Genomic DNA, 18,894 nt, shown 5'->3' with positions numbered 1-18,894 from the left:
GGCAGGGGCATTTTTCAACGCGCTGCTGGGCCCGCGTCATCGGCTGGGGCGGTCAGCGCTTAGCGCGAGTGCGATGTGCGCAATCGCTAGTGAGGCACCCCGGTGAGTGGATCTGCGAGCGAGGGTGTCCGCGTGCCGTTGAGAGTGGCAACCGAGGCGGGTATGTCGCACCGATCGCGCAGAACGCTTGTCCGCATCATCATTGTCGCACTTCTGATGCCCCTCTCTTTCGAGTTTCTGGGGTTCAGAATGACACCTTCCTTGGCTGTCATGATCTGTCTTGTCCCGCTGCTCGTGCAGCGATTTTTTGCAGGGGTGGTCTCCTGGAGGTTACCCGATCTTCTGTTCCTACTTTGCATGTTCTGGCAGGCCCTGACGATCTTTCTCAACAATCCCGAGCGGTTCGTCGCCTGGACCGGTCAGCAGGCGTTGCTGTCGCTCGGTGGCTATTTTGCCGGCCGGCTGCTTGTGCTGAATCGCGATGATTTCCTGGCACTGATCCGGTTCCTGGCTCTCGCGTCGATGGTCAGCGTGCCCTTCGCGCTCTATGAAGCGCTGAGTGACAATCCGATAATCTTGCGGATCATCACCGATTTCACCCCTTTCGACAGCTTTGCGCCCAACGACAACGAGCCCAGACTGGGGCTGTATCGTGCACAGTTCGTGTTCGTTCACCCCATTCACTATGGCCTGATGAGTGCTCTGATCCTCGTGCCATTCTTCATCGGCCTGCGAGGACATCTTTCGGCGGCAGCACGGACCATCGGAGCGGGGCTCATTGGGGTCGCGTGTTTCCTGTCCGTTTCCAGTGGCGCCGTCCTGTCGATCCTGCTGCAGTTTCTGATCTTCGTGGGGCATCGCATTGCCGGGATTTTCGGGCCGGCTTGGAAAATCCTGCTGATATCTGGCGCCCTCCTTTATTCGGTCCTGGAACTTGCTTCGACGAGGAGCGCATTCGTGGCCATCAGCGGGCGTCTCGCGTTCAACTCCCAGACAGCCTATTACCGGACCCTCATCTGGGAATACGGAACCCAGCAGGTTATGCGGACGCCGATTTTTGGAAATGGCGAAAACTACTGGCCTCGTCCTCACTGGATGATTTCTTCCAGCGTCGACAATCACTGGCTGCTCATGGCCATGGTCCACGGATTGCCCGCGCTCTTCCTCTTCGCGGCATCGATCATTTATGCGTTCTTCGCGGTCAACCGGAACACGGGGCAGGGCGACGAGGAAACCGATCGCCTGCGGCTGGCCTGGACGATGTCGCTGATCGGCTTGTGCATGAGTGCCTCGACTGTCGCTATCTGGGGCGAGATCCAGCTGCTCTTCATGCTGATTTTCGGGGCTGGTTTCTGGATGATCGGTGCCATGCCCGCGGCGCCGTCCGATGCGGACGGGGCGGAGGCCGCGTCCCATCAGGGCCGATCCCGCCTGCGCTACACACGTTTTGCGCCGGTGACGCGCGGTGAGGCGGCCCGGCGGCCGGCTGAAGCCGCTGACAGGGAGCCCCAATATAGCAGGAGAACTTCTTGACCTCCACTGAGACAGCGTCACCCGACCTTACGGTCATCGTGGTCAGCTACAACACGCGTGATCTGACCCTCAAGGCGCTCGAAACGCTCTATGCCACGACGAAGGAGACCCGGTTTCATACCGTGGTCTACGAGAACGCGTCGTCCGACGGATCTGCCGAGGCCATCGCCGCGGCCTTTCCGCAGGTCGAGCTGATCGCCTCGGACGAGAATGTCGGTTTTGCAAAGGCCAATAACATCGTGGCGGCCACCGCGACCACCGAGTGGCTGCTGCTGCTCAATCCCGACACGGAATGCCACGAAGGCGCTGTGGACAACCTCATGCGGTTTTCCAAGGCCCACCCCGAGGCCGGGATCACCGGTGGGCGCACCGTGTTTCCCGACGGATCGCTGAACATGGCCTCGTGCTGGATGCGCATCACGCCATGGTCCTCGGTCTGCAAGGCGACCGGTCTACAATTCATATTCTCCAATAGTGATTTTTTCAATTCCGAAGGGATGGGGAATTGGCAGCGCGACACGGTTCGCGAAGTCGACGTGGTCCAAGGCTCTTTCTTCATGATCCGTCGTGCGCTCTGGGACGAGCTGGGCGGCTTCGATCTGCGGTACTTCATGTACGGGGAAGAGGCCGATCTCTGCCTGCGGGCGCAGGCGCTGGGCTACCGTCCGATGATCACGCCCGATGCCGAGATCATGCACTTGGCAGGAGCTTCCACTTCTCATTCTCCTGCACGAAAGCAGATTTACCTCGCGAAGGCGCGTTTGACGCTCATGGAGGATCATTGGCCGGCTTGGCAGGTTCCCTTTGGACGCGCCACGTTGATTCTTTGGGGCGGCGGGCGCGCCTTAATTCTAAATCTAGCGGCTTTGCTCATCCGCAGGAAAAGAGGATCGGCCCAGAAATGGCGCGACATCTGGGCCGATCGTAAGAATTGGCTCGAGGCCTACTGACCGGCGTTTTCGGACGCGAACTGTCATCCCCAAACTCCGAGAGGACCCCTGTTGTCACAATCCGGATCAGGCACCCGGTTCCATTGGATGGATTTCGCCCGGGGCATCTGCATCATCCTCGTCCTTCTCGTGCATACCGAGGCGGCCCTCGAACTAGGGGTGGGGGACCGGCCCGAGCCGTTCAGGACCTTCAACCTCTTGTTCGATCCTTACAGGATGCCTTTCCTGATGTTCCTGTCGGGCGTGCTTCTGCAGCGCTCCCTGAAGAAGAACCTGCGAGACAACTTCGTCGGCAAGTTCTCGGGCATATTCTGGCCCTTCCTGATCTGGAGCATGGTCATCTACGTGGCCGAAGGGCGGTTCGATCTGATCACGGTGCTCAAGACGCCGATCAGCGCGCCCTCGCTGCTTTGGTACCTGTGGTTCCTCTTTGCCTACTACATCATTATGACCCTGGCAGACCGTTTCCGGGTGCCGACGCTACTGATGGTTGTGGTGCCGATCGTGCTGAGCCAATTCGCCCCATCCTTCCTGCGGATCGATCGGTTCTGCTACCTGCTGACCTTCTTTGCGCTGGGGCATCTCTACACCACCTCGTCTTTCGGGCGATACGTAACGCGGCCCGTGGCGCTGGTTGCGCTGGCGCTCTGCCTCGTGGGATCGTTCATTTCGGCCTTCGATCACCCGATCAAGTACGAGCTACTGTTCGCCTGGGCGCCTATCGGGCTAATCCTCTTCGTGACACATATCTCACGGCACTACGCGCCTGTTGCGCCGACACGGCCGATCGAATGGGTCGGGCGGAACTCAATCGTCTTCTATGTCTGTCATTTCCCGGTCGAGATCCTTTTCGGGCGGCACATCCTGGATGGAATCGGCAGCGTGCATTTGCGGTATGTCTTGACCTTTCTCGCGGCTGTTGCGGCGGGCGTGCTGCTGCAGAAGCTGCGCGCCAATCATCGCATCGTGGCAGGGTTGTTCGACGTGAAGGTTGCGCTGGGCGGGTTCAGACGGACGGCCCTGGCCTCAAAATGACCGCGGAAGACGCGGCTAAGCTTGTTTGCCTGTTTGAAAACACATTTTGGTCTCTAATCGGTGGGTCGGGTATCTAGCCAGTATGCGACTTCTTTGATGTTCGGCGCGTCGAGGCTTCCGGCTCGACTGGGGTTTGTTGCTATTACTTCGGCAATTGACCAAATGCTCCGTGGTTTGTTTCGAATTACGAGAGGTATTGCTATCGCGGGGCTGGGCGGCAGATTTTTTGCGCACTCCACTTTGCGTTGAGAATTTTTAATGGTAGTCCATGAAAGTGGCATAAAATCGGCGTTTATGTGTCGCTTCGATGCCCCCTGACGCGCGCCCGATTCCCATGTGCGGTAGGGTCCGATGTTTTCAAGTATGGGATCTCTAAATGCCTTTTGTCGAACTGGACGAGAATTTCGAGCCGGCCAAGGGCGGTGAAAGCGCGCTTCCGAACTTCGAGGAAATTCGGGTCCATCCGGTCGAAGGGAGGCCCCGCGGCCTCTATCGCCGTTACGGGAAGCGCGCGCTCGAGATCGCTTTGATCCTGATTGCCGCCCTGCCGATTATCATGGTTGTCTTGCCCCTGGCTGTTGCAGTGGCGCACGACGGTGGCGGGGCTTTCTACAGCCAGATGCGGGTCGGGCGGCACGGTCGTCTCTATCGCATGTGGAAGCTGCGCTCTATGGTACCCGGGGCCGAGGCCATGCTTGAAGCGCATCTGGCTGAGAGCCCGCGCGCCCGTGCCGAGTGGGACGCCACGCAGAAGCTAAGAAATGATCCCCGCGTCACCCCTGTAGGCCAACTGCTCCGCAAGACCTCGCTCGACGAGCTGCCGCAGCTCTGGAACGTGGTCTGCGGTGAAATGAGCCTCGTCGGGCCGCGTCCGATGCTGAACGAACAGCGTGTCCTCTACCCGGGGCGCGACTACTATGCGCTGAAGCCCGGCATCACGGGCTCTGGCAGGTCTCTTCGCGCAACGAGAGCGAATTCGCGGAGCGCGCCCGCTTCGATACCCAGTACAACAGGGAGCTTTCGCTCTGGACGGACCTGCGGGTCATTGTGGCCACGGTCGGCGTGGTTTGCCGCGGCACGGGGCACTGAGCCGGGGGACGATACCAAGCCAAGTGGTGACGGGGAGGCCGCAATCTCGCCGGATTCAGCCAGGATCGCATCTCGGTGCGTTTCCTTCTGCCCGGCATGAGGGCCCTGGTATGAGCGGGTGCCGAAAAATTGAGCCGCAAGACTTTCATCAATATAGGTCGAACGTTTGCGTTTGACATGAAAATTTCAAAGCCCCAATGCTTACACGACGTTCCGAACGCATGGGGGCTCGATGCAAATCCGCCAAAAGCTGGAAGAGATGTCGGACCAGTTCACGCCGGCCGAGCGTCAGCTGACATCGGTGCTGCTGGCCGACTACCCCTTTGCGGGGCTGGAAACGATCCAGGAGCTGTCCAAGCGGGCGCACATTTCGGCGCCGTCGATCTCGCGCTTCGTGGCCAAGCTCGGCTGCGCCGGTTTTCAGGAATTCCAGCAACGGCTCGTGCAGGAGCTGAAGGAAGGCCAGCATTCGCCCATCGACCTGCGCAACGATCTGCAGATCGACAGCACGACGCTGCCTGCCGCCTATTTCCGCCGCATCGACGCGCTCAACAAGGAAGTGGCCGAACGGGTCACCGAAAGCCAGTTTGACAGGCTCTGCGATCTGATGACCGACCCAAAGCGGCGCATCTTCATGATCGGCGGGCGCATGAGCGACACGATCGCGGATTTCTTCGTGCGCCATCTGCGCCAGATCCGTGCCGACGTCTCGCACGTGCCCTCCGACCCCGAACTCTGGCCCGAATACCTTCTTCGGATGCGGTCGCGTGACATCCTTCTGATCATCGACTTCCGCCGCTACCAGGCGAACCTGGCCCGTTTCGCCGCGCAGGCGCGGGGGCGCAAGGCCCAGACCGTGGTCATCACCGACAAGTGGATCAGCCCGGCGGCAAAAGGCGCAACCGAGCTGGTCTCGGTGCCGATCAATTCGGGCACGGTCTGGGACAGCTACGTACCAGCCTTTGTGCTCATCGAGGCGATGCTGGTCGCGATGGCCGAACGGGACTGGGACGCCACCAAGCAGAGAATCTCGGACTGGGACAAGCTGCGGGACGAACCCGCGGCGGGAATGGAATGATGACGGACACGCGCAACAGGCTGGTCTTCGTGGGGACTTCGGATGTCGCGGGCCTGATCCGCGGAAAGTCCTTCCCCGAAAGCGAGTGGGACAAGCGGTCACGCCGCGGTGTCGGCTGGACGCCGACGAACGTGCAGATCACCTGCTTCGACAGCATCTCGGAAAGCCCATTCGGCTCGTTCGGGGATCTCGTGCTCGTGCCCGACGAGGACACGCGCTTCGTGCTGGAAGAAGGGCGGCGGCTCGACTTCGCGCTGGGCGACATCCAGTCGCTCGAGGGCGAGCCATGGCCCTTCTGCACCCGATCGCTGGCCCGCCGTGCGCTGCAGGAATTCCACGCGCTGACCGGCGCCACGGTCCTGTCGGCCTTCGAGCACGAGTTCCAGCTGCGCGGTCAGGCTCCGCGTCCGGGCGATGCCTATGGTTTCAAGGGTTTTCGCGACGGTCAGGACTGGGCCGAGGCCTATCTCGATGCGCTCGAAGGGGCAGGGTGCATGCCCGACACCTTCATGAAGGAATATGGGCCCGGCCAGTACGAGGTGACCAACAAGCCCGCCCGCGGCCTCCGCTCGGCCGACAACGCCGCGATCCTGCGGCTGCTGACGCACGATGTCCTGGGGCGCTTCGGCCTGACCCCGAGCTTTGCCCCGATCCTCGATCCCGAGAGCGTGGGCAACGGGCTGCACATCCATTTCAGCTTTCTCGACGATACCGAGGCGCCGCTGACCCACGACGCCGCAGATCCTCATGGCATGAGCGGGCTCACCCGCCATTTCATCGGGGGCATCCTCAAGTACCTCGACCAGATCCTCGCCATCCTCGCCCCCTCCGAGGTCAGTTACCTTCGGCTGACGCCGCATCGCTGGAGCGCGGCTTTCAACAACCTCGGGTTCCGCGATCGCGAGGCCTCGGTCCGGATCTGCCCGGTCACGTCCAAGGACCCCGAGGGCATCGCGCGCCAGTTCAACTTCGAGCTGCGCGCCGCCGATGCGGCCGCGAGCCCGCATCTGGCGCTGGCTGCACTGGTCTTTGCCGGCACGCAGGGCGTCCGCGACAAGGTGGAGCCGCCCGCCCCGGCGCAGGAGGACCTCTCGCTGCTCGCCCCTGACGAGCTGGCCGCCAAGGGGTTCCGCCGCCTTCCCACCTCGCTGCCCGAGGCGCTGGAGGCTTTCGGCGGCTCTGACGCCGTGCGCGACTGGTTCGGCGAGGAGTTCGTCGCGCTCTACCTTGCGCACAAGACCGGCGAGATGGCGCAGCTCGAAGGGCTCGACAACGCCGCCAAGTGCGCCCGCTACGGCGACGTCTACTGATGCTGGAGGTTCGCAACGTCTCCAAGAACTTCGGTGGGGTGCAGGCGGTGCAGTCCGTCAGCTTCACCGTCGGCGACAACGAGATCCACGGGCTGATCGGGCCGAACGGCGCCGGCAAGACCACCATGCTCAACCTGATCTCGGGGCTGCTGTCGATCAGCGGTGGCGAGATCGAGCTGGACGGCACCCCCGTTCACGGGCTGCCGGCAGAACAGCGGGCCCGGATGGGGATCGCCCGGACCTTTCAGAACCTGCGGCTTTTCCGCAATCTCAGCGTCCGGCGGAACATCGAGGTGGCCGAGATCCGCATGCGGGGGAGCAAGGTCGCCGATCCCGCGCTGCTGTCCGATGCGATCGACCGCTTCGGTTTGCGCGGCGTGATGGAGCACACGCCCGACAGTCTTCCCTATGGCCAGATGCGCCGGCTCGAGATCGTGCGCGCCCTCGCACTGCGTCCGAAGGTGCTCATGCTGGACGAACCGGCCGCGGGGATGAACCACGCCGAGACCGACCAGCTTTTCGAGAACCTGACCTGGCTGCGCGCGCGCCATCCCTGCTCGATCGTGCTGATCGAGCACGACCTGAAGTTCATCATGTCCGCCTGCGAGAAGCTGACGGTCATGAACATGGGCCGCCTGCTTGCAACGGGCGAACCTGCCGAGATCTCGAGCAATGAAGAGGTCATCAAGGCCTATCTCGGGCAAGGCACTCATTCCAACGGGAGAACCAAAAATGAAAAACTTGAAACTGACGCGTAACATCCTGATGGCCGGCGCCGGTGCGCTGGCCCTTTCCGCCGGCATGGCCTCCGCGCAGGAGACCATCAAGGTCGGCTTCCCGGTCCCTCTGACCGGGGATTTTGCGGCCTACAATGAAGTCGAGGGCGCGCGCTGCATGGCCGAGATGATCAACCAGGACGGCGGCGTCGACGGGCGCATGTTCGAGCTGCTGGTGCAGGACACCGGCGCCGACACCCAGACCGCCATCTCGCTGACCGAACGCTACCTGGGCGAGGATATCGTCGCGCTGGCGACCATTCCCTTCTCCGACACTATGATCCCGGTCGCACAGATCGCGGGGTCGCAGGGCGTTTCGGTCATCCAGGCCCAGAGCACGCAGGTCGAGATGCACTCGGGCGTCGTCGACAACTTCATCACCAACGTGGCGCCAGACCCCTATACCGCCACGGCTGCGGCGAACTACGCGCTTGAGCAGGGCGTCCAGAACGTCGCGATCCTGACCTCGGACGAGGGCGGCTCGTGGTCCGCGGCGCTTCCCGAATGGTTCGCCGAGGTGATCGTCGAGAACGGCGGCACGCTGCAGACCCGCCTCAACTACACCTCGGGGACCACCGACTGGTCGCCGCAAATTGCAGAGCTGCGCGGGCTCGATCCGGCGCCCGACGCGGTCTTCATTTCCTGGGCCATGCCCGACATCGGCATCCTCATCCGCCAGATGCGGTCCGCCGGGCTCGGTGCCTGGGTCGTGGGCTCCGACGGGTTCGACGATCCCTCGCTGGATGCGCTGGCCGAGGAAGATCCCTCGCTGCTCGACAAGGTATTCTTCGGCACGCTTGCCCCGGCAGTTCCGGGCAGCCGCATCGCCGAGTTCCAGGACCAGTGCGCCGAGATGGGCATGGAAGTGAACGGCCTCTTCCCCTCGCTTGGCGCCGATACGATCCGGATCATCGAGTACGGAGTCCAGACCGCCGGGTCGACAGATCCCGCCGCCGTGCGCGAAGCCATTCGCAACGCCGAGAGTATCCCGGTGATGTCGGTCGAGGAGATCACCTTCCAGGATACCGGCAGCTACGCCCTTCGCGAGATCCCGGTGATCGGCTTCGAGAACGGCGAGCGCGTCGTGCTGAGCCAGGAAATCCCCGAAAACGTGCCCGACTGGCAATAACCGCAGAACCCCTGTCCCGGGCCGTCGGTCCGGGGCAGGGCCCTGAAGGACCCATCCGCATGCTCGAGATACAGGACCTGAAGGTCACCCATGGCCCCATCGAGGCAGTCCACGGCATCGCTCTGACCGTGGCCGAGGGAGCCTGCGTGACGCTTCTCGGCCCCAACGGCGCCGGCAAGACCTCCACCCTGTCGGCGATCACCGGCACGGCCCGGTCGACCGGCCTCATCCGGCTTGCCGGGACCGATATTTCGCGCCTGCCGGTCGAGGCGCGGGCCAAGCGCGGCATCGCGATCTCGCCCGAGGGTCGGCGCATCTTCTCGAACCTCACGGTGCGCGAGAACCTTGTGATGGGGGCCGCGGGCCGGCGCGACAAATCCGCAATCGGCAGCGACATCCGCGGCTGGTTCGAGCAGTTTCCCATTCTGGGCGAGCGTCGCGATCAGCCGGCCGGCACGCTGTCGGGCGGGGAGCAGCAGATGCTCGCCATCGCCCGCGCTCTCATGTCCCGTCCGCGCATCCTGTTGCTGGACGAACCCTCGCTGGGGCTCGCACCGCAGATCACCGCGCGCATCTTCGACATCATCGGCGACCTGAAGCGTCAGGGCATCACCATCCTGCTGGTCGAGCAGAACGCCACGGCGGCGATCGAGCTCTCAGACTACGTCTACGTCCTGAACAACGGGCTCATCTCCTCGGAAGGGCCTGCGGAAAGATACGGCGACGGATCCGCGCTGATGGACCAGATTACCGGAGTACACGGCTGATGGACTACGCGATCCAGCAGATCCTCAACGCCCTGAGCTTTGGTGCGGAATACGCGCTGATCGCGCTTGGCCTCGCCATCGTCTTTTCCATCATGGGGCTGGTCAACTTCGCGCATGGCGAGGTCATCGCCTTCGGCGGCTATTCGATGGTCATCGTCGGCACGCTGCTGACGCGCAATCCCTTCCTGCTCATGGGGGCGGTGCTTCTGGCCTGCGTGCTGGTGTCGGTTCTGCTCGAGCGAGTTGCCTTCCGCACGGTGCGAAAGGCCGACCTGACCACGGGTCTGCTAACCGCCTTTGGCGTCAGCATCATCCTGCAGAACCTCTTTCTGCTGCTGGGCTCGCCCAGACCGATCCCGGCCACCCAGTTCATCTTCCTTGACCGGACGATCACGCTCGGCGCGGTTCAGGTGTCGTCGCTGCAGATCTACGAGACGCTGGCGACCGCCGTCGCCATCGGCTTCCTGCTGTTCTTCCTTCGGCGGACCACGCTGGGGCTGGCCATGCGCGCGGCGGCGCTCGACTTCGAGATGGTGCGCCTCTGCGGGCTGCGGGCCAACCGGGTCATCGCGACCGCCTTTGCGGTGTCCGGCCTGCTCGCGGGGCTGGCCTGCATCTTCATCATGGCACGCCGCGGCAGCGTGCTGCCCCATATGGGCTTCGATCCGGTGCTGACAGCCTTCGTCGCCTGCGTCATCGGCGGCTTCGGCAGCCTGCCGGGCGCCGTGCTCGGGGGCTTCCTGCTGGGCGCAGTCGAGGTGGCGGTGCTGGTGCTACTGCCGCAGAGCTACGGCGGGCTGGCACAGGCGGTCGTCTTCGCCCTGGTGGCGCTGATCCTCGTCTGGCGGCCCGACGGCATCCTGTCGCCGGCGCGCGAAAAGGGGGACAAGGTATGAACCCGAGCCAACGCCGCGGGCTGCTGGGCAGTGCGCTCCTGAGCCTGCTCATCCTGCTGATCGTCGGCGCATACTACCTCTGGGGCGAGGCCTGGCAGGCGCGCATCCTCTACGCCACCTTCGTCAATCTTCTGGTGGTGGTCGGGCTGCAGGTCTTCATGGGCAATGCCAACCTGACGAGCTTTTCGCACGCCGCCTTCATGGGGATTGCCGCCTATGCCGCCGCGATCTGCGTGACGCCTGTGGCGATGAAGGCGATCTCGCTGCCCGACGCGCCCTGGGGGCTGAACGCCTTTGCCCTGTCGCCCTGGACGTCGGCGCTGATCGCGCTGGGGATCACGGGATTTCTGGGCCTTCTGACCGGGCTCTTCATCGCGCGGCTGACCGGTGTGGGGGTGACCATCGTCAGCATCGCGATCCTGGTCATCGTGCATTCGATCTTCCTGCACCGCACCGACATCTTCAAAGGCAACCAGGCGCTCTTCGGCATCCCCAAGGTTCTGGATCTGCCGCAGATCACCGCGCTGGTCATCCTTGCCATCTTCGGTGCGCGCTGGTTCCGTGAAAGCCGGTTCGGCCTGCAACTGCGCGCCTGCGCCGACGATGAAATCGGTGCGCGTGCCATGGGCGTCAACGTCTACCGCACCCGGCTGGTGGCCTGGGTGCTGGGCACGATGTTCTTTGCCGTCGCGGGCATCGCCTACGCCTTTTTCCTCGGGACGATCTCGGCGCGGCCCTTCTATTTCAACTTCGTTTTCCTGACGGTGGCCATGCTGATCCTTGGGGGCTTGCGCAGCGTGTCGGGCGCGGTCTTCGGCACGCTGCTGATCTCCATCGGGCTCGAGACCATCCGCTGGCTGGAAACCGGGCCCGAGATCCTGGGTATTCAGCTGCCGCAGATGCTGGGGCTTTCGGGCCTGATGCTCGGGGTGGTGATCGTGGGCGTCATGGCCTTCCTGCCCAGCGGCCTGATGGGCAACCGCGAGATCGAGGACATCATTCGCCCGAAGCGACAGGAGACGCCATGACCTGCAATCACACGATCCACAGCCACGCGCATCACGTCGGATGGGACAACTCCATTCCGCCCGCCCTCTCGGTCGTTCCGGGTGAAGCCGTCGAGATCGAGACCATCGATTCCTCGGGTGGCCAGCTTCATGCGAAGGCCACGCTCGACGATCTCAAGGCGCTGGATTTCGGCCGGGTGAACCCTGTCACCGGTCCGGTGCATATCGAGGGCGCCGAGCTGGGCGACACGGTCGCCGTTACCTTCCTCGATTTCGCGCCGTCGGGCTGGGGCTGGACCGCCAACATCCCCGGTTTCGGCCTGCTCGCCGATGCCTTTCCGGACCCGGCGCTGCACGTCTGGAGGTACGACACCGGGCTTGCCAAGCCGGCAGCCTTCGTGCCCGAGGGCGCGGTAGCGCTGAAGCCCTTCGTGGGCACCGTGGGGCTCGCGCTTGCCGAGCCGGGATCGCACAGCGTCGTCCCGCCCCGTCGCGTCGGGGGCAACCTCGACATCCGCGACAACTGCAAGGGCACGACGCTCTACCTGCCGGTCGAAGTCGCGGGCGGATTGCTGTCGTTGGGCGACACGCACGCCGCACAGGGCGACGGCGAGATCTGCGGCACCGCGATCGAGAGCCCGATGACCGTGCAGGTGAAGCTCGATCTGCTGAAGGGCGAAAACCTGCCTTTCCCACGGCTGGAAACCTCCGGTCCGGTCACCGACCATATCGACCGCAAGGGCTACCGCGTGACGACCGGTGTCGGGCCCGATCTGATGCAGGCCTCGCGCGATGCCGTGAGCGGGATGATCGACTGGCTCTGCGCCAACACGCAGATGGCGGCGGTTGACGCCTACATGCTCTGTAGCGTCGCAGGTGACCTGCGGATTTCAGAGATCGTCGACATGCCGAACTGGGTCGTGAGCTTCTATTTCCCGAAATCCGTGTTGGGTTGAGCCGACCGACGGTCGAATGCGCCGTGCAGCCAGGGTCCCCCTACGCCGTATGGGGCCTGGCTGCGAAAGAGATAGATCAACTGATGGGGCCACGATGAGCTGCCACGATACTTCCCCTCCACTTTGCGGGGCCACCGGGAGGCGGACTTGCTGAGTCCCATGCCGCCCCTTCTTGCGCCCGATCTCGATCCCGAGCCGGTCGAACATATCGCCGCGCGCGATAACATTGCGGTGCTGCTGGTCTGTGAACATGCGGGGCAGGCGGTGCCGCGGGCGCTCGACGGTCTCGGGCTCGAAGAGGGCGCCATCGACCTGCACGTCGGGTGGGACATCGGCGCCGCTGCCGTGACCCGCGCCATGGCGCGCGAACTGGGCTGCGCCGCGATCCTGCAGCGCTACAGTCGCCTCGTGATCGACTGCAACCGGCCCACCAGCGCGCCCGACGCCATTCCGCAGATCTCCGACGGCGTCCCCGTGCCGGGCAATACCGGCCTGACCGCAGCGGACCGGAAACAGCGTATCGACGAGATATTCACGCCGTTCCACGAGGCGGTCACAGAGGCCCGCTCTGCTCGACGTCTCCTGCTGCTGTCGATCCACAGCTTCACGCCCGAGATGCGCACCCGCCCGGGGCTGCGCCCCTGGCACATCGGCTTTCTCTGCCGGAACGATACGGCAACCTCGCAGGCGCTTCTGGATGCGGTCGCCGCCGAGCGTCCGGATATGAAGCTTGCACTGAACGAACCCTACCAGATCGACGACGAGTCCGACTGGTTCGTCCCCGTCCACGGCGAGGGATCGGGGCTGCCCCACAGTCTCGTCGAAATCCGCAACGATCTTGTCCGGACCCCGGAAGGGCAGGCCGAAATGGCCGCGCTGCTCTGCAAGGCGGTCCGCAGCGTACTGGAGACCCAATGCTGACCCGTGAAGTCCCGCTCGATCCCGCCGCTTCGGCGCTGATCTACATCGATGTCCAGAATTTCTCGGCCCGCCGTGACGGCGGCGAGTTCAAGGACCTGCCCGCCGAAGAGTTCGAGGCCCGCTACGGCGCCTTCTTCGACAAGTTCGAGGCCGAGACGCTGCCGAACATGCAACGCCTGCGCGACGCGGCACGCGCGGCAGGGGTCGAGGTGATGTACACGACCATCGAGAGTCTGACCAAGGACGGCCGAGACCGCAGCCTCGACTACAAGATCACCGGCTTCAACGTCCCGAAGGGATCGTGGGACGGTCGCCCGCTGGATGCGCTGGCCCCGGGCGAGGACGAGATCTGGCTGCCGAAGAACTCGTCCTCGGTCTTCGTGTCGACCAACATCGACTACGTGCTGCGCTGCCTCGGCGTGCGGCAGGTGGTGATCGCCGGGCTTGTCACCGACCAGTGCGTCGAGGGCGCGATCCGCGACGCCTGCGACCTGGGCTACCTCGTCACTCAGGTCACCGACGCCTGCCTCACCTTTACGCCCGAGCGCCAGGCCGCCTCGATCACCGCGATCAAGGGCTACTGCCGGCAGCTCACGACCGATGATCTCGTCAGGGAACTCGAGGGAAGCGCGAAATGATCATGCCTGAGGCGATCTGAGCACTTCTCAAATGCGAGGTATGCCAGATGCAGCCGCTCGCTTGGCTGTATCGGCGGCGCGTCCCTTGGGAGCTGCTCGATCTGCTTGCCCCGAACTTCGCCGCTTCATGGCCGCGCTCTGACGAGAGGGCGGGATGGGCGCCGGGCGGGCTGGCTCGCGCTTGCAAGCCCGCCAACCCGCCCCATATCTGCGTCGTCAACGCGACGTTCGATTGCCGGGGGAAAGATGGGATATCTGAAGACAGCGGTCCTGATGGCGGCGATGACCGCGCTCTTCATGGGCGTGGGCTACCTGATCGGCGGCGCGGGCGGTGCGGCGATCGCTCTCGTGGTCGCCGCCGGCATGAACGCCTTCACCTGGTGGAACTCGGACCGGATGGTCCTGCGCATGCACAACGCCCAGCCGGTGACGCCCGGCGACCGCATGGGTCTTCACGCCATGGTATCCGAGCTGGCGCGAAATGCGGGCCTGCCCGAACCCAAGGTCTATCTGATCGAGACGCAGCAGCCCAATGCCTTCGCCACGGGGCGGAATCCGGCCAATGCCGCGGTGGCGGTGACCTCGGGCCTCATGCGGAGCCTGTCGCGCGAGGAGCTTGCCGGCGTGATCGCGCACGAGCTCGCCCACATCCGCAACCACGACACGGCGATCATGACGGTCACGGCCACCTTTGCCGGTGCCATTTCCATGCTGGCCAACTTCGCGCTCTTCTTCGGCGGCTCGCGGGAACGGCTCGGGCTGGTCGGCACGCTCCTGATGATGTTCCTCGCCCCCGTGGCTGCGGGTCTCGTTCAGATGGCGATCAGCCGGACACGCGAATACGCCGCCGACAAGGCCGGGGCCGAGATCTGCGGCCAGCCGCTCTGGCTCGCCTCGGCGCTCGAGAAGATCGCCACGGGGGCCGCGCGGATCGACAACGACGCGGCCGAGCGCAACCCGGCGACGGCGCACATGTTCATCATCAATCCGCTGCACGCCCACAAGCGCGACAGCCTTTTCGCGACCCACCCGGCGACCGAGAACCGGATCGCCGCGCTTCGCGACTTGGCAGGGCAGTCCCGACAGGCCAGCCCGCGAAAGGCTGCGCAATCGCGGCCGTTGTCCCCCAGCCGTATCCCGAAGACCCGGAACAGCGGGCCGAAGGGGCCCTGGTCGTGACCAGGGCTCCGGGCGGGGCTGGTCGCGATCCCGGCAACGGGAACGCGGCTTAGCGGGCAGCCTCCGGTCGCGTGACCATCGCGAGTATCGCATCAACCATCTGCTGGCGGACACGCTGCTGCCCCTCTTCATCGAACAGCGCGTCGCCGAAGATCGCCGAGAAGGTGGGCCGGTTCGACACGTTGAAAAAGCTGACCGCACTGATCTGCCAGTGCAGCGCCACGGGATCGAGCCCCTCGCGGAACACGCCCTCTTCCTGCCCCCGCCGGCAGATCTGCGCCAGCTTGTCGATTGCGGTCACGTTCATGTCGTGGATGACCTGTGACGCGGCAAGGTGTTCGGCGTTGTGAATGTTCTCGATCATCACCATCCGGATGAAGTCCGGGTTCTTGCGGTGGTGGTCGAAGGTGAACGACACCACGCGCGCCAAGGCTTCTTTCGGCGGAAGGTGACCCAGGTTTAGCGCCGCCTCGCCTTCGCGGACCTTGTGATAGGCGGCTTCGAGCGCCCGGGTGTAGAGCCCCAGCTTGTCTCCGAAATAGTAGTAGATCATCCGCTTCGACGTGCGCGTACGCGACGCGATGGTGTCGATGCGCGTGCCCGAGAGCCCGTTCGCGGCGAACTCGGAAAGGGCGACGGTCAGGATGTCCTGCTTCACGGCATCGGGATTCTGTCTCCAGCTGCGCCGTTCTGTGTCCGTCGTCATGTCCATGCCGCTCCTCTACCCGAGTGGTAGCAGAGTTCAAATGTTCCAGTCAGTACATTTCTCTTGACGAATTGTACCGACCCGAACATTTTGGGCGAAAGACTACGGGAGGGGAGGCCCGTCGGCATGACACTCGCGCCAGCGGAAAACGGATCGGACGCCATGGCCGGCACCCTGCGGATGGGGCTGGTGGGGCGTGGCATCGCGCTGTCGCGGACCCCTGCCATGCACGAGGCCGAGGCCGCCGCGCAGGGGCTCTCGTGCCGCTACGAGCTTCTCGACACCGATGCCGGGACCGAAGGCGACCTTTCCGAGATCCTTGCCCGGGCCGAGGCCGCGGGCTTTGCCGGGCTGAATGTGACCTTTCCTTACAAGCAGGCGGTGATGGAAGAGCTTCACGAGCTTTCCGACGCCGCGCGGCGGATCGGTGCCGTGAACACGGTCGTCTTTCGTGACGGGCGCCGCTACGGCCACAACACCGATTTCTGGGGCTTCTCGCAGAATCTGCTGACCGGGTTGCCGGACGCACCGCTGGGCACGGTCGTATTGCTCGGGGCCGGGGGGGCAGGCGCAGCGCTCGCGCATGCGATCTCGGACCTGAAGGTGGAGCAGCTCCTGATCGCGGACACCCGGACGGATGCGGCCGAGGCCCTGGCCCGCGCGGTCGGTTCGCAGGCCCGATCGGTCACGGATCTTGCCGCGGCCGTGGCGCGTGCGGACGGCATCGTGAACGCCACTCCAATGGGTATGGCGAAGTTGCCCGGTCTGCCGCTGGACGAGGCGTTGATCGAAGCGCGGCACTGGGTGGCCGACATCGTCTACTTCCCGCTCGAGACTGAGCTTCTGCGCGTCGCCAAGGCACGCGGCTGCCGCACGCTCAGCGGCGAAGGTATGGCCGTCTTCCAGGCGGTGCGGGCCTTCGAGCTGTTCACCGGCCATCCGGCGGACGCGGACCGGATGCGCGAAACCTTCCGCAAGCTTGGGGAGGCGAACGACGCATGAAGACGGGCATCGCCACGGTATCGATCTCGGGGAACCTCGAGGAGAAGATCGAGGCCATCGCGGCGGCGGGCTTCGACGGGATCGAGATCTTCGAGCAGGACTTCATCGCCGACCTGCGCACGCCCCGCGTCGTGGGGCAACGCATCCGCGAGGCCGGGCTCGAAATCATGCTGTTCCAGCCCTTCCGCGATTTCGAGGGTCTGCCCGCCGGTCCCCGAGCCAAGGCCTTCGACCGGGCCGAACGCAAGTTCGACGTGATGCAGGACCTTGGCTGCGACCTGATGCTGGTTTGCTCGTCCGTGCACCCCGAGGCGCTGGGCGGAATTGACCGTGGCGCCGACGACTTTGCGGAGCTGGGCGAACGCGCCGCGGCACGCGGGCTGCGTGTCGGATACGAGGCGCTCGCCTGGGGGCGCTACGTGAACGACCACCGCGACGCCTGGGAAATCGTGCGCCGCGCCGACCATGAGGCAGTGGGGCTCGTGCTGGACAGCTTTCACACGCTCGGACGCGGTATCGACCCGGACACGATCCGCGGCATCCCCGGCGACCGCATCTTCTTTGTCCAGCTCGCCGACGCGCCCGCGATCGACATGGACCTGCTCTACTGGTCGCGCCACTTTCGCAACATGCCGGGCGAGGGCGACCTCGCGGTGACCGACTTCATGCGGGCGGTCATGGCGACGGGTTACTCAGGGCCGATCAGCCTCGAGATCTTCAATGACCAGTTCCGCGGCGGCAGCCCGACCACCATCGCGCAGGACGGCCACCGGTCGCTGATCGCGCTGATGGACGACGTGCGTCGCGCCGAGGCGCCTGTCGGCGTGGAGATCCCCCAGCTGCCCGCACCGATCCGCGTGCACGACACATCCTTCGTCGAGTTCGCGGCGCAGGGCGAGGAGCGCAAGACGCTCGAAACACTTCTGCAAAGCCTCGGCTTCCGCCGTGCCGGGCGCCACGTGTCGAAGGCGGTCACGCTATGGCAGCAGGGTGACATCCGCATCGTCCTGAACGCTGAGACCGAAGGGCATGCAGGCAGTGCCTGGAACGCGCGCGGCACCACCGTCTGCGACATCGGGTTGGCTGTGGAGTCGGCTGCCGACACCGTGACGCGGGCGACGGCGCTCGGCGCAAAACCCTTTTCGCAGCCTCTGGGCCCCGGCGAACTGCCGATCCCGGCGATCCGGGGGCTGGCGGGCAGCGTCATGCACTTCATTGATCAGGGTGCGCTGTCCGAGGTTTGGGACGTGGAGTTCCACGCCGAGGATACCCCCGGCCGCGAGGCCGGTCTTACCCGGATCGACCACATCGCGCAGACCATGACCTACGACGAGATGTTGTCGTGGTCGCTGTTTTACACCACGCTCTTCGACATGGAGAAGGCGCCGATGGTGGATGTGGTGGATCCTGACGGGCTAGTGCGCAGCCGGGCAATCTCGTCGCCCTGCGGGGATTTCCGCATCACGCTCAACGGGGCTGAGACGCACCGCACGCTGGCGGGCGCCTTTTTGGCAGAGGGCTTCGGCGGCACGGTGCAGCACGTGGCCCTGGCGACCGACGACATCTTCGCAACAGCCCGCGCGCTGCGCGAACTGGGCTTCACCGCCCTGCCGCTTTCTACCAACTACTTCGACGATCTCGCCGCGCGGTTCGATCTGGACGCCGGCATGCTGGAACGGATGCGCGAGGAGAACATCCTCTACGACGCCGATGCGAGCGGCGAGTTCTTCCAGCTCTATTCGCAGCCCTTCGCTGGGCAGATGTTCATGGAAATCGTGGAACGCCGCGGCGGGTATTCCGGCTACGGGGCACCGAATGCGCCCTTCCGGATCGCAGCCCAGAAGCGGTTCCAGAGACCCAAGGGAATGCCCGCAACCTGAGAAGAGGGCAGACCGAGGTTCGCCATCACGGATGGCAGAAGA

The 18,894-nt window shown here is 64.5% G+C and carries 18 protein-coding genes; 17 read left to right on the top strand and 1 reads right to left on the bottom strand.

Features of this window, described 5'->3' with window-relative positions; translation table 11 throughout:
• Positions 1–261: 261 nt before the first annotated feature.
• The 15 genes from C8N44_RS17475 (at position 262) to htpX (ending at position 15,264) form a co-directional block, all read left to right on the top strand.
• Positions 262–1,533 carry an O-antigen ligase family protein gene (locus C8N44_RS17475; protein ID WP_158274080.1) on the top strand — a complete coding sequence of 424 codons (1,272 nt, stop codon included), beginning with the start codon at positions 262–264 and terminating at the stop codon, positions 1,531–1,533.
• A complete protein-coding gene (locus C8N44_RS17470) occupies positions 1,530–2,483 on the top strand; it encodes a glycosyltransferase family 2 protein (RefSeq protein ID WP_107978068.1) in 954 nt (317 codons plus the stop codon). Before C8N44_RS17475 ends, C8N44_RS17470 begins: the two co-directional genes overlap by 4 nt.
• Before the next feature lie 87 nt (positions 2,484–2,570).
• Complete coding sequence (locus C8N44_RS17465; RefSeq protein WP_107978067.1) at positions 2,571–3,518, top strand: acyltransferase family protein; 948 nt, start codon at positions 2,571–2,573, stop codon at positions 3,516–3,518.
• A gap of 376 nt (positions 3,519–3,894) precedes the next feature.
• Positions 3,895–4,707, top strand: a complete 813-nt coding sequence (locus C8N44_RS24195; RefSeq protein ID WP_146178859.1) for a sugar transferase — start codon at positions 3,895–3,897, stop codon at positions 4,705–4,707.
• A 132-nt stretch (positions 4,708–4,839) separates the two neighbouring features.
• Positions 4,840–5,685 carry a MurR/RpiR family transcriptional regulator gene (locus C8N44_RS17455; RefSeq protein WP_107978066.1) on the top strand — a complete coding sequence of 282 codons (846 nt, stop codon included), beginning with the start codon at positions 4,840–4,842 and terminating at the stop codon, positions 5,683–5,685.
• The gene (locus tag C8N44_RS17450; protein WP_308421215.1) at positions 5,685–6,995 is read left to right on the top strand and encodes a type I glutamate--ammonia ligase; all 1,311 of its coding nucleotides are present in this window, start codon (positions 5,685–5,687) and stop codon (positions 6,993–6,995) included. The genes C8N44_RS17455 and C8N44_RS17450 overlap by 1 nt, the downstream gene beginning before the upstream one ends.
• A complete protein-coding gene (locus C8N44_RS17445; RefSeq protein ID WP_107978064.1) occupies positions 6,995–7,753 on the top strand; it encodes an ABC transporter ATP-binding protein in 759 nt (252 codons plus the stop codon). The genes C8N44_RS17450 and C8N44_RS17445 overlap by 1 nt, the downstream gene beginning before the upstream one ends.
• Positions 7,728–8,900, top strand: coding sequence for an ABC transporter substrate-binding protein (locus C8N44_RS17440; protein ID WP_107978063.1), 1,173 nt, complete (start codon positions 7,728–7,730; stop codon positions 8,898–8,900). The genes C8N44_RS17445 and C8N44_RS17440 overlap by 26 nt, the downstream gene beginning before the upstream one ends.
• A 59-nt stretch (positions 8,901–8,959) precedes the next feature.
• Positions 8,960–9,667: an ABC transporter ATP-binding protein gene (locus C8N44_RS17435; RefSeq protein WP_107978062.1), complete on the top strand. Its 708-nt coding sequence runs from the start codon at positions 8,960–8,962 to the stop codon at positions 9,665–9,667.
• Positions 9,667–10,563, top strand: coding sequence for a branched-chain amino acid ABC transporter permease (locus tag C8N44_RS17430; RefSeq protein ID WP_107978061.1), 897 nt, complete (start codon positions 9,667–9,669; stop codon positions 10,561–10,563). The genes C8N44_RS17435 and C8N44_RS17430 overlap by 1 nt, the downstream gene beginning before the upstream one ends.
• A complete protein-coding gene (locus C8N44_RS17425; protein WP_107978060.1) occupies positions 10,560–11,591 on the top strand; it encodes a branched-chain amino acid ABC transporter permease in 1,032 nt (343 codons plus the stop codon). Before C8N44_RS17430 ends, C8N44_RS17425 begins: the two co-directional genes overlap by 4 nt.
• A complete protein-coding gene (locus C8N44_RS17420; protein WP_107978059.1) occupies positions 11,588–12,526 on the top strand; it encodes an acetamidase/formamidase family protein in 939 nt (312 codons plus the stop codon). The genes C8N44_RS17425 and C8N44_RS17420 overlap by 4 nt, the downstream gene beginning before the upstream one ends.
• A 147-nt stretch (positions 12,527–12,673) precedes the next feature.
• The gene (locus C8N44_RS17415; protein WP_244641021.1) at positions 12,674–13,447 is read left to right on the top strand and encodes an N-formylglutamate amidohydrolase; all 774 of its coding nucleotides are present in this window, start codon (positions 12,674–12,676) and stop codon (positions 13,445–13,447) included.
• The gene (locus tag C8N44_RS17410) at positions 13,441–14,085 is read left to right on the top strand and encodes a cysteine hydrolase family protein (RefSeq protein ID WP_107978057.1); all 645 of its coding nucleotides are present in this window, start codon (positions 13,441–13,443) and stop codon (positions 14,083–14,085) included. Before C8N44_RS17415 ends, C8N44_RS17410 begins: the two co-directional genes overlap by 7 nt.
• A 246-nt stretch (positions 14,086–14,331) precedes the next feature.
• Entirely contained in the window at positions 14,332–15,264 is a 933-nt protein-coding gene (htpX, locus tag C8N44_RS17405) for a zinc metalloprotease HtpX (RefSeq protein WP_107978056.1), read from the top strand.
• 49 nt (positions 15,265–15,313) lie between these two features.
• On the opposite strand, the gene C8N44_RS17400 is transcribed toward htpX, so the two are convergent.
• Positions 15,314–15,970 carry a TetR/AcrR family transcriptional regulator gene (locus C8N44_RS17400; protein WP_107978094.1) on the bottom strand — a complete coding sequence of 219 codons (657 nt, stop codon included), beginning with the start codon at positions 15,968–15,970 and terminating at the stop codon, positions 15,314–15,316.
• A 126-nt stretch (positions 15,971–16,096) separates the two neighbouring features.
• Here C8N44_RS17400 and C8N44_RS17395 point away from each other — a divergent pair, with 126 nt between their 5' ends.
• Entirely contained in the window at positions 16,097–16,972 is an 876-nt protein-coding gene (locus tag C8N44_RS17395) for a shikimate dehydrogenase (RefSeq protein ID WP_210204179.1), read from the top strand.
• The gene (locus C8N44_RS17390) at positions 16,969–18,852 is read left to right on the top strand and encodes a bifunctional sugar phosphate isomerase/epimerase/4-hydroxyphenylpyruvate dioxygenase family protein (protein ID WP_107978055.1); all 1,884 of its coding nucleotides are present in this window, start codon (positions 16,969–16,971) and stop codon (positions 18,850–18,852) included. The genes C8N44_RS17395 and C8N44_RS17390 overlap by 4 nt, the downstream gene beginning before the upstream one ends.
• Positions 18,853–18,894 lie beyond the last annotated feature (42 nt).

Origin of the sequence: Allosediminivita pacifica, assembly GCF_003054175.1 — a bacterium.
Taxonomy (GTDB): Bacteria; Pseudomonadota; Alphaproteobacteria; order Rhodobacterales; family Rhodobacteraceae; genus Allosediminivita; species Allosediminivita pacifica.
This window is presented reverse-complemented; position numbering and strand designations above follow the sequence as displayed.

What these genes read in the sequence shown, in the direction of transcription:
- C8N44_RS17465 (WP_107978067.1), top strand. Translation starts at nt 2,571, where the DNA reads ATGGATTTCGCCCGGGGCATCTGCATCATCCTCGTCCTTCTCGTGCAT.
- C8N44_RS24195 (WP_146178859.1), top strand. Translation starts at nt 3,895, where the DNA reads ATGCCTTTTGTCGAACTGGACGAGAATTTCGAGCCGGCCAAGGGCGGT.
- C8N44_RS17455 (WP_107978066.1), top strand. Translation starts at nt 4,840, where the DNA reads ATGCAAATCCGCCAAAAGCTGGAAGAGATGTCGGACCAGTTCACGCCG.
- C8N44_RS17450 (WP_308421215.1), top strand. Translation starts at nt 5,685, where the DNA reads ATGACGGACACGCGCAACAGGCTGGTCTTCGTGGGGACTTCGGATGTC.
- C8N44_RS17445 (WP_107978064.1), top strand. Translation starts at nt 6,995, where the DNA reads ATGCTGGAGGTTCGCAACGTCTCCAAGAACTTCGGTGGGGTGCAGGCG.
- C8N44_RS17440 (WP_107978063.1), top strand. Translation starts at nt 7,728, where the DNA reads ATGAAAAACTTGAAACTGACGCGTAACATCCTGATGGCCGGCGCCGGT.
- C8N44_RS17435 (WP_107978062.1), top strand. Translation starts at nt 8,960, where the DNA reads ATGCTCGAGATACAGGACCTGAAGGTCACCCATGGCCCCATCGAGGCA.
- C8N44_RS17430 (WP_107978061.1), top strand. Translation starts at nt 9,667, where the DNA reads ATGGACTACGCGATCCAGCAGATCCTCAACGCCCTGAGCTTTGGTGCG.
- C8N44_RS17425 (WP_107978060.1), top strand. Translation starts at nt 10,560, where the DNA reads ATGAACCCGAGCCAACGCCGCGGGCTGCTGGGCAGTGCGCTCCTGAGC.
- C8N44_RS17420 (WP_107978059.1), top strand. Translation starts at nt 11,588, where the DNA reads ATGACCTGCAATCACACGATCCACAGCCACGCGCATCACGTCGGATGG.
- C8N44_RS17410 (WP_107978057.1), top strand. Translation starts at nt 13,441, where the DNA reads ATGCTGACCCGTGAAGTCCCGCTCGATCCCGCCGCTTCGGCGCTGATC.
- htpX (WP_107978056.1), top strand. Translation starts at nt 14,332, where the DNA reads ATGGGATATCTGAAGACAGCGGTCCTGATGGCGGCGATGACCGCGCTC.
- C8N44_RS17400 (WP_107978094.1), bottom strand. Translation starts at nt 15,970, where the DNA reads ATGACGACGGACACAGAACGGCGCAGCTGGAGACAGAATCCCGATGCC.
- C8N44_RS17395 (WP_210204179.1), top strand. Translation starts at nt 16,097, where the DNA reads ATGACACTCGCGCCAGCGGAAAACGGATCGGACGCCATGGCCGGCACC.
- C8N44_RS17390 (WP_107978055.1), top strand. Translation starts at nt 16,969, where the DNA reads ATGAAGACGGGCATCGCCACGGTATCGATCTCGGGGAACCTCGAGGAG.